The following is a 15716-nucleotide window of genomic DNA, read 5'->3' as shown; positions in this document are numbered from 1 at the left end:
TTTATGAAAGTATTGACTAAACACCTATCCACTTTAATCTTTTTTTTACTAACCTCTACCAGTTTCGCCTTCGCAGAAACAACTCTTATCACTAATGTTCAAGGCTATACTTTAGCTGACCAAGAATTAAAGCAGTTTACCGCTATTCAATTTACCGATGATAAAATTGATAAGCTTTTTATCATCGGTGAACTATTACCTAAATCCGGACAGATGACTGTTATCGATGGCCAAGGTAAAACACTACTTCCGGGCTTAATTGATGCTCATGGTCATATATTAAGTTACGGTTTAAGTTTGATGCAAGCAAATGTACTTGGCTCACTTTCAGAAGAATCAGCCGTAAAGAAAGCCGTAAATTATGCAAAGGCAAACCCAGATATTGCTTGGGTACAAGGACAAGGCTGGAACCAAACTCAATGGGAAAATACTCAATTTCCAACAGCAAAATCGCTAGATAAACACTTTCCTAACAAACCTGTTTTCTTAAGACGTGTTGATGGACATGCGGGCTGGGCCAATACCAAAGCGATGGAGCTTGCCGGTATAACATCAGCGACACAAAGTCCAACAGGTGGCGATATAATTCGAGATGATTCGGGTCAGCCTACAGGTGTTTTTATTGATAATGCCATGGATTTGATTACTAAAAGTATTGCCCCTTTGACCAAGCAAGAACAAAAATTAGTTTTAAAAAAAGCACTTAATAAATTGGTCTCTTTTGGTTTAACCAGTGTTCATGATGCTGGTATTTTTACTGATAACCTTGAGCTATTCAAAGAATTGAGCAATGAAAACGCCCTCCCTATGCGTGTTAACGCTATGTTGTATTTACCCTCTGAAAATTGGCAGGAAACACTCAAGCAAGGACCATTCACTAGCCGTGATAACATGCTTAATTTTAATAGTGTGAAAATTCAAGCCGATGGGGCTTTAGGTAGTCGTGGCGCCTCTTTAATTGCTGATTATTCAGACCATGCTGGTCATAAAGGCTTGATGTTACATGATAAAGAAAAGTTAACCTTGTATATGAATACTGCGATGAAGGCAGGTTTTCAGGTTAATACTCATGCCATCGGTGATAATGCTAATAAAGTGGTTCTAGATTTATATCAACACCAAATAAAAGCAACAAATACCAAAACGCTTCGTCATAGAGTTGAACATGCACAAATATTACAATTAAGTGATATTCCTCGCTTCGCTGAGCTCAACATTATCGCTTCAATGCAAGCAACACACGCAACCAGTGATAAAAACATGGCTGTTGACCGAATTGGTGAAGAACGTATTTTAGGTGCTTATGCGTGGCGTAAATTGATGAATGCCAAAGCTATAATCGCTGCAGGCTCAGATTTTCCGGTGGAATCTCCTAATCCATTTTTTGGTTTGCACTCTTCAGTCACCCGTCAGGATCATCAGAACCAACCGAAAAATGGCTGGTTCAGTGAAGAAAGTATGACACGCTTAGAAGCCTTAACAACTTTTACTATTGACGCGGCTTATGCAGCACACCAAGAAAATATTTTAGGGAGCTTAGAAAAAGGTAAAAAGGCTGACTTTATTTTATTAGAGGATAATTACTTTACGGAAAACCAACAAGATATCTGGAAGAATAAAGTCATAGCGACTTGGGTAAACGGAAAAAAAGTTTACGCTCATTAAAGTAAATGTTTTACATAAAAAAAGCCCGTAAGGGCTTTTTTTATTAGGTATTTATAACGCACTAAACTAGTTGCTTAGGGTGCAAGCATATTTGATTACGACCATTATCTTTTGCTCGGTACATAGCCGCATCAGCACACTCAATCCAAGCTTCATAACTTTCAATACTGATGTCTATTTCAGCAATCCCCATACTTACCGTGTAGTTAACATCAATGTCATTATATTTCACCACAGATTTTTCAATTTCTTCTCTTAATCGTTCAGCAAATACTTTACCATTATCTAATGGTGTGTCGGCTAATAATATAACAAATTCCTCACCACCGTAGCGCCCCGAAACATCGGTTTCACGCACATGATGGCGAATAAGTCCTGAGATATGGCGAATAACTTCGTCACCAACGACATGGCCATAGGTATCGTTAACCACTTTAAAATGATCAATATCAATCATCACTAAGCAACTAGGGTTTTGACTACGGATCCAACGCTTGTATTCCGCTTGTAAGCAATGCTCCCAGTGCGTGCGATTAAAGAGTTTTGTTAGGCCATCAGTTTGACTCAAAATAGCGAGTTCTTTATTCGCCTTAACTAAGTCTTTTTTATGAGAAGCATTATCAGTTACATCATAAATAATGAGACATAAATGAGTCACTATTCCTGTCGCTGACATCAAAGGAATAAAAGTAGTATTTTGATACATATAATCAGCCGCCCCTGTAATAGGACGATAATTTTGAAACTTAAACAAATAAGGACGTTGTTCCCAAATTGTAAAGGCTTTATTTTTTAGTAAGAATACTGATTCAGCTTTGCGCTTAAACCATGCTTCAGGTATTTCATCAAACAAAGGGAATAGCACTTTATCCTTCACTTCACGGGGTAACAGACCGCTATGATTCTCCATAAAACCATTCCATATTTGCACTTTATAATCTCTATCTAGTACAACCAATCCTACATCGATGGTGTGTAACATTTCCATTAACCAATGTAATTCATTTATTTGTGATGTTTCTAATGACATAGTTAATCCAGTAAGTAAGAGATTTTATTATTGAGTGTACGCATAGACTCTTCGGTAAAGAGTAAGAGTAAATCACATTTGATTGAATAGTCTTCAATGCTATAACTAATTTCGATAGCTAAGGTACGCTTCCATTTTTTAGAGTTGGTCGCTATCAACTCAGATATTTTTTTATGTTGTCCTAAAACAACGGGGTGCCCTTGGCTAAAAGGCATATCTAATTGGGCAGAAACACCATTTAAACAAGCACCAATAAGTACATTGGCTAGATCCATTAATAATTCAAGCTCTGTACTTTCATCAACTTCATACTTATAATTCATTAATGAAGCAACATCTTTAAAACTTGAGTCATTTAAAATAAGTAGTGCTTCACCAGAAATACCCGCGCCTATAAATCCTTGGCAAATTCCCGAAGTACTTTCTTGTTCTTCTACATCAAAGAGCGCCATGCTCAGTTCACTAACTTCAATTAAATTGACATTAGGAATGGGGAGAACAACAAACACATCGAGTAAACGCGCTAATAAGTCTCCTGCTTGTCCCATAGCGACGTTGGCTATTTCTTGGTAACAGTCTCGAAGTTCAGGGTCTAAGAAAAACGCTTCATCTGATTGTTCTCTTTCAATACTAACTGTCTCTGCCGCTTGTGTCAGTGGTGCCAACTCGCTATGTTTAGGAGCTGGAGCTATCACTGGCGGTTTTTCGATTTCAACGGGTAAAGGCTTTTCTTCTTCGCTGTCTTGGGTAAAAATACCGTAAGCCAATAATATTTCTGTTAGTTTGGTTTTATTGACTGGCTTTTGAATAAAGTCTAGAGCACCTAAGCTCGTAACACGTTGGTGTGCTTCCGGCTGTATATCGCCAGAAATAACAATCACCATAGTGTTTAAGTCTTCTTTAATAATAGTTTCAAGGACTTGGTAACCGTCCATCACAGGCATATTTAAATCAAGTAAAAGTACATCACCTTTACCTGCTTTTATTGCTTGAATGCCTTCTTCGCCATTAGTAGCGAAGCTTATCTCGACATCCCAATCATCAGGTAAAGAACGTGCTACCTGCTTACGCGCCATATTTGAGTCATCACAAATTAACAAGGGTATTGACATATTTTCGTTATTCCTATTCTAAGATAATAATTGTGGTGATGATTCTCAATACCTTACTATTTATCTATAGATAACAATAGATAATATTTGAAATAAAGCACTAAATAATGGCTATTTTTTATCGTCAAAGTTAACATCTCTCTATTAACAATTTTTAAGCGCGCTTAACATTATGAAATTTTTAACAGTATTTATTACATTTTCACTGATTTTAACTTTAAATAGCCTGAGCATTTTTGTGGCATCTGCAAAGCTATTTGATGAAGATAATTTACAACAAACAACTGACTTGGTTCAGGCAAATAACAAATTCATTACACTATTAGGTACACAAGTTAATGTTGGTCAAAAAGCACCTGATTTTAAAGTGGTTAATGCCAGCTTTGTGCCAGTAACTCTCAAAGAATTCTCAGGAAAAAATATTCTTATCTCTGTGGTACCGAGTTTAGACACCGGCGTCTGTGCCTTACAAACAAAACGTTTCAACGAAGAAATGGCTAAATTACCCCAAGACATTATTGTATTAACGATTAGCAATGATTTACCTTTTGCGCAAAAACGTTTTTGTGAAGCAGAAAGTATCGATAAAATAACGGTCTTATCTGATTCAGTGTGGCGCAACTTTGGCAGTAATTACGGCTTACTCATTAAAGATATGGGCTTATTAACGCGAGCGATATTTATTATTGATTCATCAGGAGTGATCGCTTACAAGGAAATTGTTGCTGATATTTCAAAGCACCCTAATTATGAATTAGCGCTTTCGACTATACAAGCATTAAGCCCAATTGAAGCACTAGATATGGAAACGGTTCAAGAGAATAACGACAAATAATAAATCAATTCATTTCAGCAACTTAAATTAAAAATAATTTTAATTTAAGTTTAAAACTTGAAAAATAAAACATCGCGCCCATCTTTATTAATGTAGTCGCCACAAGATAAACGGGACTACATTAACCGCCTGTTCAATATTGAAAGGCACCTTAAATCTCTGAGAATAATAATTTCAGCCTAGCTATATCGCGACTTTATGTTGGTTATAGTAAGCACAGAAATATTCAAAAGAGATCCCATATTGCTAATACCCTAACATCTTAATTATGGGTATAACTAATAGGATATGAATTATGCGTATACAAACAGATATCAGCCCACTTTACCGTTCATTTATCGGCTTTGAGCACTTAGCGGGTTTAATTGAAAAAGCGTCTCGTACAGACAAGCAATCATCTTACCCCCCTTACAATGTAGAATTACTTGCCGAAGACCAATATCGTATTACTATGGCTATTGCTGGCTTTGCCGATGAAGATCTTGAAATTGAATCAAAAGAAAACACCTTAATCGTTACCGGTACCAAACCTGTCAACGATAATGGTTCACCAAGAAACTTTGTACATCAAGGTATTGCTGAGCGTAACTTCGAACGTAAATTTCAACTCGGTGAACATGTCAAAGTCATCGGTGCTTTTATGGAGCATGGTTTGCTACATATAGATTTAGAGAGAGAAATACCTGAAGCGTTAAAACCAAGAAAAATTGCGATAAATGGTAAAAGTTTACTGCAACCACGTGCTGCTTCAAGTACTAACCATTCGATAGGAGCAAACGAAAGCTAAACTTTTATTGATTATGTTTCTCCCTTATATTTTTTGCCCAGTCTATGACTGGGCTTTTTTTTGTTTAAGAGGTATAAAATATAAAACGTTAACAAGCTCTTTAATTACACAATTATATCGCTGTAATACATGTTAACTACTCATAACGTAGCGCATCAATAGGATCTAAATTAGCCGCTTTAGCCGCTGGAATAATACCAAATAACAGCCCAACGCCTGCACTAAAACCAAACGATAACATTATAGCCCACATAGGTACTTCTGCTGATGGTAAATCAATAAGGTTACTGACCAAAGCGCCAGCACCATAACCTAATGCCAAACCAATTAAACCACCCAGTAAACATAAGAACACAGCTTCTATAAGAAACTGCAAAAGTATATCTACACGCGTTGCTCCAAGTGCTTTTTGAATACCTATTTCACGCGTACGTTCAGTCACAGAAACCAACATTATATTCATAATACCGATGCCCCCCACTAATAATGAAATACCAACCACGCCACTAAGCACCATAGTGGTATTCGAGGTAATATCATTGACTGTTTCAAGCATTTGTTCTGCGGTACTAATTTTAAAATCATCCCCCGTATCTTTAGATAAATTATGATTTCGACGTAGTAAGTTTTTAATATGCTGCTTGATACTATCAAGCTGACTAGCATCGTCTACTTGCAACGAAATACTAATATCTGGCTCTTCAGCACCGCCTAACAAGGCTCTTGTTGTTGTGTATGGTAGAAGAATAAAGTCATCTTGATCAAAGCCGAAAAGTTTACCGCGCTTTTCTAACACGCCAATCACTTTAAACCACTCACCGCCAATCATAATATACTGACCAACAGCAGAACCTTTTATTTCAAGCTTGTCTATAATCGAGTCCCCTAACACAGCGACTCGACGTCGAGACTTATCATCATTAATATTAAAAAAGCGCCCCGTTTCAGGAAAGATGCCATATAGGGATTGATAACTAGAACCGGTTCCTACAACGCGTGTTGCCGTTGACTCCCCTTTATACTGAACTACGCCATTTGGGCCTGTTGCAGCAACTGTCGGAGTGATATGGCTAATGCCTGAAACTTTATACTGGATTTCTAAAAAGTCACGATAACTTAGTTTGGCAACTTTGCCTTGAAGACGTTCTTTTAATGGCGTAAAAGCATTAATACTGACAACATTAGTGCCCATATCGTCAAACTGCGAAGTAATACTGCTACTTAATCCTTGTACGACAGAGACAACTGCAATCACTGAAGCAACGCCAATAATAATACCTAAGGTTGTTAAAAAACTTCGAAAACCGTGAGCTCGAACCGAATGTGCAGCTGAACGAGTACTCTCAACAACTTTAAAGAAAACACTAGACATTAGCACTCTCCTTTATCAGTTGCTGCTCTTTATAGTGCTGTTCAATATTTGGATTTAATGAATCAGCAACTAAGCAGCCATCAGTTAAGCGTATAACTCGCTGACAACGATCGGCTATTTCTTGTTCATGGGTAACAATAATTAAGGTTTGACCATCTTGGTGAAGCTCATCAAACAGTGCCATAATTTCCATTGTAGTCGCTGAATCTAAGTTCCCGGTAGGTTCATCTGCTAATAATATCGCCGGTTCGGTGACTAATGCCCGAGCGATAGCGACACGCTGACGTTGCCCACCAGACAACTGATTCGGTAAATGGTCAACACGATCTTTTAAACCGACTCGAGTTAAAGCTAACTGAGCTTTTATTCTTCGTTGTTTAATTGGCATGCCTCGATAAATCAATGGTTGCATGACATTTTGTAAAGCACTTGATCTGGGTAACAAATTAAAACTTTGAAAAATAAAGCCAATTTCTAAATTTCTAATGCCCGCTAGAGTCGCTTCATCAAGCTTAGCTACATTTCTGTCTTTAAGTTTATATTCACCACTTGTTGGATAATCTAAGCAGCCAAGAATATTCATCAAGGTCGACTTACCTGACCCCGACTGTCCGGTAATAGCAATAAAGTCATTATATCGAATATCGAGATCAAAATTATTCAGTGCATAAAACGCTTGATTACCCATTTTATAAAGTCGAGCGATATTTCTTAATGAAATAATTGGCGCGATCACTTTTTTTTCTTGAGAAATTTTAGACATCATTTATGCCTCTTTATCGATCACTTTTACCGACTGAGCATCTTTTAATTTACCAAGTGCTCTTGCGGGTCCTGTGATCACTTTATCACCTACTTTTAGGCCAGAAGTAATTTCTTGTAAGCGATCATTTGAGATACCTAGCTCAACCGTCTGCTTTACCGCCTTACCATCAATAAGCACAAATACGTGGTCAACATTATCTGCAAGCACTTCGTTATCGCTTTCATCGTCTTCTTGAACGTTCTTTCCTTGTGAAGCAAAAATGATTGACTCACTGGGTACCGCTATCGTTTTACTTTTACTCTGGGTATATATTTCGGCGCGACAACTCATGCCAGGTCGAACGGCGATAGTATTTGAGTCAGACAATAATATTTTAACTTTGAAGCTTAAACCTTGTCGACCTTGTGCGCGCTTAGCTGTGGTGGCAATACTCTGAACTTGCCCCTTAAGTGCTTTATCCGGAAAGGCGACCGCAAAAATATCGGCTTGCTGTCCAACAAGAATATTTGCAATATCAGCTTCGTCGACCTCTACTTCAATAAGAATAGAAGAGGGATCAGCTAAAGTAATTAAATTCGAGCCTGAAATATTTGTGCTGCCACTAATGGCTGTTTCGCCTTGCTTAATATCAACTGACGTCGCAATCCCCTTTATAGGTGAACGAAAAACGGTTTTATCTAAACGCTCTTGTGCCTTATCGAGTGTAGCTTGTGCTTGCAGTAAAGATTCTTGACGAGAACGTAAATCAATTTTTGCTAACGCGTACTGATTGTCTATAAGTTCATAAGCGTCACGATCAAGAATTTTTCGCTGATATAAGTCATGTTTGCGCTGCCATTGAGATTTTAAGTTTTCAATTTTCTTGCTTTGATGCTCGATGGCAATCTTTTGAATACGAACAAAAGCCGCTTGTTGCTCAACATCAGCACGGAAAGTGCGAGGTTCAAGGCGCATTAATACTTGTCCTTTAGTCACCTCATCACCTTCTTCTATTAACATTTCACTGACTTGGCCAATAACTTCAGAGCGTAACTGAACCTGCTCTTTATAAACTAAAGTGCCTGAGGCCAAAATTGAACGTTTGATATTTTCAGTGGCAACTTGCTGAACTTTAACTTCTAGTGTCTGTGATTTACCTGTTTTTTTAAAATAAGCCAGACTAACTAGCCCAATAATGACCGCAATTATAATCAGTGTTTTTTTCATCAATCAGTTCTCTATTAAGCCGTAAACAGTAGGAATAAAGCCCAACCGCCAAAGATAAAAATCTGCGGTGCAGCTGCAATGATTAATGATTTTTTACTGTCAATATTTAGCCAAGAACCAAGGCCAATACTGGTAACGGCAATCATCCAAAATGTAAATAAGTTAATAGCTTCAAGAAAGCTGTACCAAGCGTTGCTCGGTTCTACAGAAAATAATAAGCTATTTAAACTTGTAGGTTGTAAATCTTGCATTGAAACCATGCCATCAGAAGAGAAAAAGATAACAAGTGTACTGAGCAATACCGATACGAAAGCAGGAAAGCTTGCCCACCAAGTGAATGCAAACCATTGAGTAAACTTATATTCACTACTTGCGCTTACTTTAGTAGCAATATGATAGTAAATAGCGGTAAGTGTATTGATAACGATGAAACCTATTGTGCCACCAATAGCCGTTGTCCACAGCATAGTGTCTTTTTCATAGAAACTTCCTATTGCTTTAAGTTCGTCATCAGTCATTGGTTTTGATGCTGCAGCCTGATTAAGCATAGTTTCTTTAAGCCAAGCAAAATCAACAACATTAAAATAATACAGGAATAAAACGAATGTTGAACTCGTCAGTAAGACAAATGGTAACCATGACCAACCTTTTTTTTCTTTAATCGTGTCAAAAGCTACGGTGGGTGAAAGTATTGTGTCCAAGCACGCTTGAAATGGGTTTGCAGACATTTTCATAATGTTCTCTTTTGTTAGTTTATTTTTATAGTTAAATTTAAAAATTGAAAATCTATTCTAAGTCTTCTATTTATAGCGAGCATTAAGCTCAATTGAATATTGGGACATATCTTCCTTAATATATAACTTTAAGCGTCAGTGTTTTGTGGTTTATAGAACAGTTAGTCTTATAGAATTAAGATTTATTACAATTAATTTTAATTATTTATCAATATATACAAATTATTTTTTTATCAACAATAAAATATGAATATCACAAAGATTTATTTTTACTAAGAAGGTATTATAATCTTACAGTCTTATCAAAATTACGGTATATAAATAAAGTGAACAAAGGTTCAGAATTAAGAGCTCGCTATAACGATAATACACGCGGCGTCTATTTTATTGGCACAACCCCCCCTAAAAGTGATACACCAGCAGAACAAATTGAAATTATTGCTAATAAGCTGCTTGAACGGGTCAGTGATATCGATTTTGATGGTTTGATTGTTTATGATATACAAGACGAAAATTCGCGTACCAATGTACCGCGTCCTTTTCCTTTTAAATCAACATTAGATCCCCGTTATTATTCATCATTATTGCAAAATCAATCTCAACGCCCCGTGATCACTTATAAAAGTGTCATTCAGTCAAATAACGATGATTTTGATCAATGGGCAAATGAAGCTTGGCACACGTATGGCATTCGTGACGTTGTTCTTGTTGGCAGCCCTTCGCAAAAAAACACGATTTCATTACCACTTGCCAGTGCTTATAAAACTTTAGTTGATAATAAAAATGATTTCTTTATCGGTGGGATCACCATTGCAGAACGTCATGCAAATAAAGGTAATGAACATACTCGGTTGATAGAAAAACATCAGCAGGGTTGCAATTTCTTTATTTCTCAAGCTATCTATAATCCACAAGCCACTATAGATATGTTAACGCGCTATGCAATTGAATGTCAGCAGCAAGGATTAAAGCCTCAGCGGATAATTTTAACATTTTCACCTTGTGGCAGTAAAAAAACACTCGAATTTATTGAATGGTTAGGTGTTAGTGTTCCTGAAGCGACTAGTTTACGTATTCTTAATGCAGAAAAACCACTATATGAATCTATTCGCATCTGTTTAAATACTTTACAACAAATACTCGATGCCGTATTACCCTACGATTTACCATTAGGATTAAATATTGAGAGTTTAACCAACCGTAAAGAAGAAATTGATGGCTCAATTTTATTATATAAGTTGCTGCGTTCAACCATGGAGAACTACTTGTCCAAACAAGAGCTAGACCGATTAATTCATCAGAAATAATAATTTAAGCACAAGCCATTATTTTTGTTATAATCGAAATAGAAGAAAACCGTAACAACTAGTCTTTTATAGCATTAAGTGTATTTTATTTTTTATCAGCTCAAGCCGAAACGATAAGGGTAGCGATATCTTTCGATGGAAAGCCTCCTTATTCATTTAGAGAACAAGAGCACCGCGGTATTTATGTCTAAGTATTTCAAGAGATATTTAAACTAACCCCTTATCAATTAGAGTTTGTTTATCTCTGTTCTGCACGAGTACGTTCTAGTTTTACCGACGGTAAAGTCGATATCGAATGTTGTCCTATTGGCGCGTGGCGAGCAAACGAAACGGCCATTTCTCTCTATAGCCAACCGCTATTCAAAACTGAAGACGTTTATGTATTTCCGCAAGGGAAATTAAGAACTATTGGTCCGTTAGCAGATGAAAACATTGCAACGATCAAGGGTTTTGGCTACGCTTTTGATACCGTTTTCACCCGCTATGATGTAGAAAGTGAACTGAAATTATTAAAGCTTATTGAAGGTAATAGATTACCGGTCGGCATTGTCGATCGAACCATAGTTAACTACCTGAGTAGAAGTCATCAGTTAACGGTTGTCATAGGTCAAGTTCATGAACATTCCCTACGCCCGTTGCGTATACATAAATCTAAAGCGCATATTTTACCTATTATAAACCAAGCTATTAATCGCTTAGTAAAGAATGGAAAAATAAATGCTATAGTCAGTAAATATACCAGCACGTTAAAGGAAGAAAATTAAGCCATTGAAATTAATTATGAAAACAGCGTTTGATAATTTAAGAAACAATCCGCTCCATCAATACCAAAGCGACACTAATGGCGAAAAACAAGTCGTGAAAGTTTATTTTGGTGGGTCACTTATCGCCAAAATGATCAAACTAAAAAAATCTGTTCGATATTTTGGCGTAAAAGGTTACCAGAGTTACTTATCCGCAGACGACACTTAATTAAGAAAGCGCGACACCTGCAAACGTAATACCTTGCCAACCTTGCTTTATAAAGTTTCGAATATTGGTGTGATCGTCACCCTTAGGATTTAACAATACATCTTTTCGGTAATATTCGCCAAAACACGCTAATGTTGTCTGTTCGGATAAATCATGTAACTTTGCAAAAGCAAATATTTTACACGACCCTTCATTAGTTCCTGACTCATTCATTAAGTCACCATTACTAAAAGCACATGGTTGATAGTTATAGTTAGCTGATATTACCGCCATTACCTCACTAAATTCTATTTGTTCAGCTTTAGTTGATAGCTGTTTAAGTAAGTCATTTAATTGCATAGTATTTCCTTTATGAATTCTAAAAAGTCGTAAATCGGCCAGCATTATATAAGTAAACCTGTGACACCAGCTAAAAAACTGATTGTAAGGCCAAGTTGGTAGCCATTTTTTCCTTTTGAAATCTAATGTAACATTTATCATTAGCTTCTATGTAGAGCGAATAAGATAACTTTGCTAAGCTTATTATATTAAAATCAAAGAAAGTTAAAAAGGCTAAAATATGAAATTATTTCAAAATAAAGAGCTGCAAGGACTCTGTTTATGCCTTGCTGTAATGGGAGTAGCCTACGCACTATTGTTAATACTGTTAATTATGTTTACGGGGATAAAATTATATAAAACAGTGATTATCGTAGCCACAATTTCAAGTATACTTTTTACACTCGGCCTTAATAAGCAAGTTAAAAATCGCTTAAGACAACAAATTGAAACTTTATTTGCAAAGAAAGTTATCGTCTAAATTATTTATCGCGCTATAGGCTCTGCTATAGCGTTTACCAAACACTTTCCTATTCGAACTATTATCAATTACTTCGCCAAATATAATATCAACCTAAGTTCACTTAGTTGTTTTTAGATATTTAAAGTTAAGACTATTAACCCACAAAAAAGCTGTGCCATTAACATATAGCATGTTGGTGGCGCAGCTTGTTGCGGCTAAAATTAATATGTTTAAGTTAATATGCTTAAATAATGTTACACCTCAGCTTTATTCTTTCTTAACCAATATGTGCCATAAAGTAATGAAATACCCACTAATACACTTCCTATATTTAATTTAGTAATAAATGCCTGTAATGGTACTGTTCTGGCAAAATGTTCTTGCCCTTGCACAGATTCAATAAATTGTGATGAAAGTGAGAAATACTCTAGTAATAAGCTACCTATATAGGATTGCGATAAATGGAAGTAGTGCACGACAAAACCTTCCACTAATAAAACAACGGCCACAGGTAGTATTGCCCATAAAAATGGGGCTTTCTTCGCATACATAGACGCTAACATTAACCATGCAAACAAAGGTAGCATCCAAATAGCAAGGGGAAGAAGGTGTAACCAAATAAGTGATACACCACTTAAAATATCAGCATCAACCCACAATGCCCATAAGCTAACATCGTAACCAACAGACAATATAATGCAAACTAAAAACGCTAACAAAAGAATCAAGCATAAAGTAGCGGTTGCGGCTCCTAAAAATATAGCTGGAATTGCTAAGGCTCCGGTAATTAATTTGGCAATAATTGCGGTGACATCAGAAACAGGTAACGAACGCCAAAACATAATAGATAAATCTCTGCGTTCATCAAATAGACAGACAGTAAAGTAATAAAGCTGAATGATTAGCGCCACCACTAAAAAGGGTGCAAATAAAGAAAGTGCCATTACAAAGAATAACTTAGGGATCATTGGCGCATGCTCAGCAGAAAAAAACTGTTCAGGGAATGTCGTTAAAAACTGAAATAATTCACTAAGACTTTCATTACTTTGCATAAAAATAGCGAGAGGCATCACGATGACCAAAGCAGCGATAATAATGGGCAGCCATTTTAGAATATTGCTAAATTCCCATAATTCTTTTTTAATTGAAGTTGTTAATACTTTCGTGTTCATGAATATATCTCCTTGGTCATCACGCCAACAAAAATGTCAGCTAAACTCGGTACGCTTATTTTACCCAACGCTTGTAAGTCCTCATTTTTTTGATTGTCAAAAAGCATGGTGGTTAACCCCATTAAACTATTTGAAAATAGCGGTTTAAATTGCTTTGCTTGCTCGATATTGTCCTGAGTTACGGTTAACAATGTAAAACGTTCACGAATATTTTCAGTGCTTTCAGCTATAACAATTTTACCTTCTTGAATAAAGGCAACATCTGTTAAAATATGCTCAATTTCTTCAATCTGATGCGTAGTTATAAGAATACATTTATCTTCCGTGTAGAAGTCTTCTAATAAGTGCGTATAAAACTGTCTACGGGTTAAAATATCTAGACCCAACGTTGGTTCATCTAAAACAAGCACTTTAGCGTCTATAGCCAATACTAAAGATAAATGTAACTGAGTAACCATTCCTTTAGACAAAGCCTTCACTTTATCATTCATATCGATATTAGTTTTTGCCAGAAATGTACGTGCTTTTTCAATATCGAAATTAGGATGAACATCATTCATGTAGCTTAATGCTTGAGTAACTTTTAACCATTTAGGCAATATAGCGACATCTGAAATATAGGCGACATCATTAAGCATCTTTTCACGGTCTTTTCTTGGATGATGGCCAAGAACATTAATATCACCTTGAAAATCAGTTAAACCTAGCAATGATTGAAGACATGTGGTTTTACCGGCACCATTAGGACCAACTAAACCAACAATTTGTCCTTTATGAATACTTAAGCTCACATCAGAAACAACATGTTTCTTACCGTAAGATTTGTTTAAGCCTGTTATAGAAATTAATTCATTCATAACTTATCTCCTGTTAGCAACTGCTCAGCAGAAAGTTTTAATCGCGTTATTTGTTTTAATATTTCTGGCCATTGCTGAACCAAGAAAGTTTCGCGCTCTCGATCAAGCATTAGTTCTTGCGCTCCTGATTTAACAAATAAACCTTTTCCACGCTGTTTTTCTACAACTTGTTCATCCTGTAACATTTGATACGCCTTAGAAATAGTAATTGGGTTCACTTGATATTCTGCAGCCACTTTTCGGACTGATGGCAATGCTTCGCCTTCTTTGATATAACCATCGAGAATACGAGCAACAACTTGCTGGTATAACTGTAGGTATATCGGTTTTTCATTATCCCACTGAGGTATCATAATATTTCCTAACGGTAGTTATGCTTAAGTTCTGTTATTTATGTTTAAATAAAAACAATACGTGTGTTATACATCACCAACACACCAGCACACAAGAAAAATATGTAGATAAAATAATCTACATATGTAAATAAATATTTCAAATGGTTCTTTAGCGGAGTGAAATCAATAAAAAAATTAAAAAATTAAAAAAATCAACAGGAAATGTTGATTTTTATGACAGGGATATTTTGATGAGAATCTAAAGTGGCGTGATTTATTCCGCTTCTTGAGCCTGTAAAGCTAGTAAGGTTTTTCCATGTGGGATAGGTGCTTTAGTTTCAGGGTCGACTTGTACAAAGACGATATCATCAGCTAAACAGATGGTCTTTTTAGTAATTTTATTACGCATTAAACAAGTGACTGTTATTGACGTTTTCCCCACACTTTTAGTTGATAAACCAAACTCAACTACATCACCCTGTACGGCTGGTGATTCAAAATTTATTGCACCAATGTGTTTAGTCACTAGGCAGTTAGTCTCTAATTGACAAATAGCAAAAATAGCAGCTTCTTCATCAATCCAGGCTAATGCACGGCCACCAAAAAGTGAGTCTGCATAGTTTAAATCATTAGGAAGAACCAATCTACGGGATAAAAAACGCATAATGTGACCTTAAAAATTGTCATGGTGTTATTTATGGCACTATGACATTGCTAAAAAAAGGGAAGGCTTGTGATTTGCTTGTAGCAAATCACATTGGCATTAACCCTTGATAGTATAACGA

18 protein-coding genes are annotated in these 15716 nt (G+C 36.2%); 7 read left to right on the top strand and 11 right to left on the bottom strand.

Annotated features, from left to right (window positions below):
- Window positions 1-3 precede the first annotated feature (3 nt).
- On the top strand, window positions 4-1665 hold the full coding sequence (locus tag H4J67_RS09460) for an amidohydrolase (protein ID WP_182171297.1): 1662 nt from the start codon (window positions 4-6) through the stop codon (window positions 1663-1665).
- Window positions 1666-1726: 61 nt separating this feature from the next.
- Here H4J67_RS09460 and H4J67_RS09455 read toward each other — a convergent pair whose 3' ends face one another.
- Both H4J67_RS09455 and H4J67_RS09450 read right to left on the bottom strand, forming a co-directional pair.
- Window positions 1727-2695, bottom strand: a complete 969-nt coding sequence (locus tag H4J67_RS09455; RefSeq protein ID WP_182171295.1) for a GGDEF domain-containing protein — start codon at window positions 2693-2695, stop codon at window positions 1727-1729.
- 2 nt (window positions 2696-2697) lie between these two features.
- Window positions 2698-3807 carry a response regulator gene (locus H4J67_RS09450; protein ID WP_182171293.1) on the bottom strand — a complete coding sequence of 370 codons (1110 nt, stop codon included), beginning with the start codon at window positions 3805-3807 and terminating at the stop codon, window positions 2698-2700.
- 172 nt (window positions 3808-3979) lie between these two features.
- On the opposite strand from H4J67_RS09450, the gene tpx reads away from it, so the two are divergent.
- On the top strand, window positions 3980-4642 hold the full coding sequence (tpx, locus tag H4J67_RS09445) for a thiol peroxidase (RefSeq protein WP_182203552.1): 663 nt from the start codon (window positions 3980-3982) through the stop codon (window positions 4640-4642).
- A 295-nt stretch (window positions 4643-4937) separates the two neighbouring features.
- Entirely contained in the window at window positions 4938-5429 is a 492-nt protein-coding gene (locus H4J67_RS09440; protein WP_070376140.1) for an Hsp20 family protein, read from the top strand.
- A gap of 136 nt (window positions 5430-5565) precedes the next feature.
- Here the strand turns inward: H4J67_RS09440 and H4J67_RS09435 are convergent, their stop codons facing one another.
- Genes H4J67_RS09435 through H4J67_RS09420 form a run of 4 tightly spaced genes read right to left on the bottom strand, consistent with a single transcriptional unit; the run spans window position 5566 to window position 9507 of the window.
- Entirely contained in the window at window positions 5566-6801 is a 1236-nt protein-coding gene (locus H4J67_RS09435; RefSeq protein WP_182171289.1) for an ABC transporter permease, read from the bottom strand.
- Window positions 6794-7567 (bottom strand): ABC transporter ATP-binding protein, encoded by a 774-nt coding sequence (locus H4J67_RS09430; RefSeq protein ID WP_404842788.1) that lies wholly within the window; start codon window positions 7565-7567, stop codon window positions 6794-6796. Before H4J67_RS09430 ends, H4J67_RS09435 begins: the two co-directional genes overlap by 8 nt.
- A complete protein-coding gene (locus tag H4J67_RS09425; RefSeq protein WP_182171286.1) occupies window positions 7568-8773 on the bottom strand; it encodes an efflux RND transporter periplasmic adaptor subunit in 1206 nt (401 codons plus the stop codon).
- Between the two features lie 14 nt (window positions 8774-8787).
- On the bottom strand, window positions 8788-9507 hold the full coding sequence (locus H4J67_RS09420) for a YIP1 family protein (protein WP_182203550.1): 720 nt from the start codon (window positions 9505-9507) through the stop codon (window positions 8788-8790).
- 326 nt (window positions 9508-9833) lie between these two features.
- On the opposite strand from H4J67_RS09420, the gene H4J67_RS09415 reads away from it, so the two are divergent.
- From H4J67_RS09415 to H4J67_RS09405, 3 genes are all read left to right on the top strand, one after another.
- A complete protein-coding gene (locus tag H4J67_RS09415; RefSeq protein WP_182171283.1) occupies window positions 9834-10814 on the top strand; it encodes a methylenetetrahydrofolate reductase in 981 nt (326 codons plus the stop codon).
- Window positions 10815-11017: 203 nt separating this feature from the next.
- Window positions 11018-11578: a transporter substrate-binding domain-containing protein gene (locus H4J67_RS21220; protein WP_182203579.1), complete on the top strand. Its 561-nt coding sequence runs from the start codon at window positions 11018-11020 to the stop codon at window positions 11576-11578.
- A gap of 16 nt (window positions 11579-11594) precedes the next feature.
- A complete protein-coding gene (locus tag H4J67_RS09405; RefSeq protein WP_259368543.1) occupies window positions 11595-11786 on the top strand; it encodes a hypothetical protein in 192 nt (63 codons plus the stop codon).
- Here H4J67_RS09405 and H4J67_RS09400 read toward each other — a convergent pair whose 3' ends face one another.
- Entirely contained in the window at window positions 11787-12125 is a 339-nt protein-coding gene (locus tag H4J67_RS09400) for a HopJ type III effector protein (RefSeq protein ID WP_182171277.1), read from the bottom strand. It abuts the gene before it with no gap.
- A 220-nt stretch (window positions 12126-12345) separates the two neighbouring features.
- Here H4J67_RS09400 and H4J67_RS09395 point away from each other — a divergent pair, with 220 nt between their 5' ends.
- On the top strand, window positions 12346-12585 hold the full coding sequence (locus H4J67_RS09395; protein ID WP_182171274.1) for a hypothetical protein: 240 nt from the start codon (window positions 12346-12348) through the stop codon (window positions 12583-12585).
- Between the two features lie 236 nt (window positions 12586-12821).
- On the opposite strand, the gene H4J67_RS09390 is transcribed toward H4J67_RS09395, so the two are convergent.
- The 4 genes from H4J67_RS09390 to H4J67_RS09375 form a co-directional block, all read right to left on the bottom strand.
- Window positions 12822-13739 (bottom strand): ABC transporter permease, encoded by a 918-nt coding sequence (locus tag H4J67_RS09390; protein WP_182171271.1) that lies wholly within the window; start codon window positions 13737-13739, stop codon window positions 12822-12824.
- On the bottom strand, window positions 13736-14596 hold the full coding sequence (locus H4J67_RS09385; protein WP_182171268.1) for an ABC transporter ATP-binding protein: 861 nt from the start codon (window positions 14594-14596) through the stop codon (window positions 13736-13738). The genes H4J67_RS09390 and H4J67_RS09385 overlap by 4 nt, the downstream gene beginning before the upstream one ends.
- Window positions 14593-14949, bottom strand: coding sequence for a GntR family transcriptional regulator (locus H4J67_RS09380; protein ID WP_182171265.1), 357 nt, complete (start codon window positions 14947-14949; stop codon window positions 14593-14595). The genes H4J67_RS09385 and H4J67_RS09380 overlap by 4 nt, the downstream gene beginning before the upstream one ends.
- 256 nt (window positions 14950-15205) lie before the next feature.
- Complete coding sequence (locus tag H4J67_RS09375; RefSeq protein ID WP_182171262.1) at window positions 15206-15595, bottom strand: acyl-CoA thioesterase; 390 nt, start codon at window positions 15593-15595, stop codon at window positions 15206-15208.
- Window positions 15596-15716 lie beyond the last annotated feature (121 nt).

The sequence above is a fragment of the Colwellia sp. BRX10-4 genome (assembly GCF_014077465.1).
Taxonomy (GTDB): domain Bacteria; phylum Pseudomonadota; class Gammaproteobacteria; order Enterobacterales; family Alteromonadaceae; genus Colwellia_A.
The sequence above is the reverse complement of the archived record's forward strand: the minus strand, read 5'-3'. Positions and strand labels throughout refer to the sequence as shown.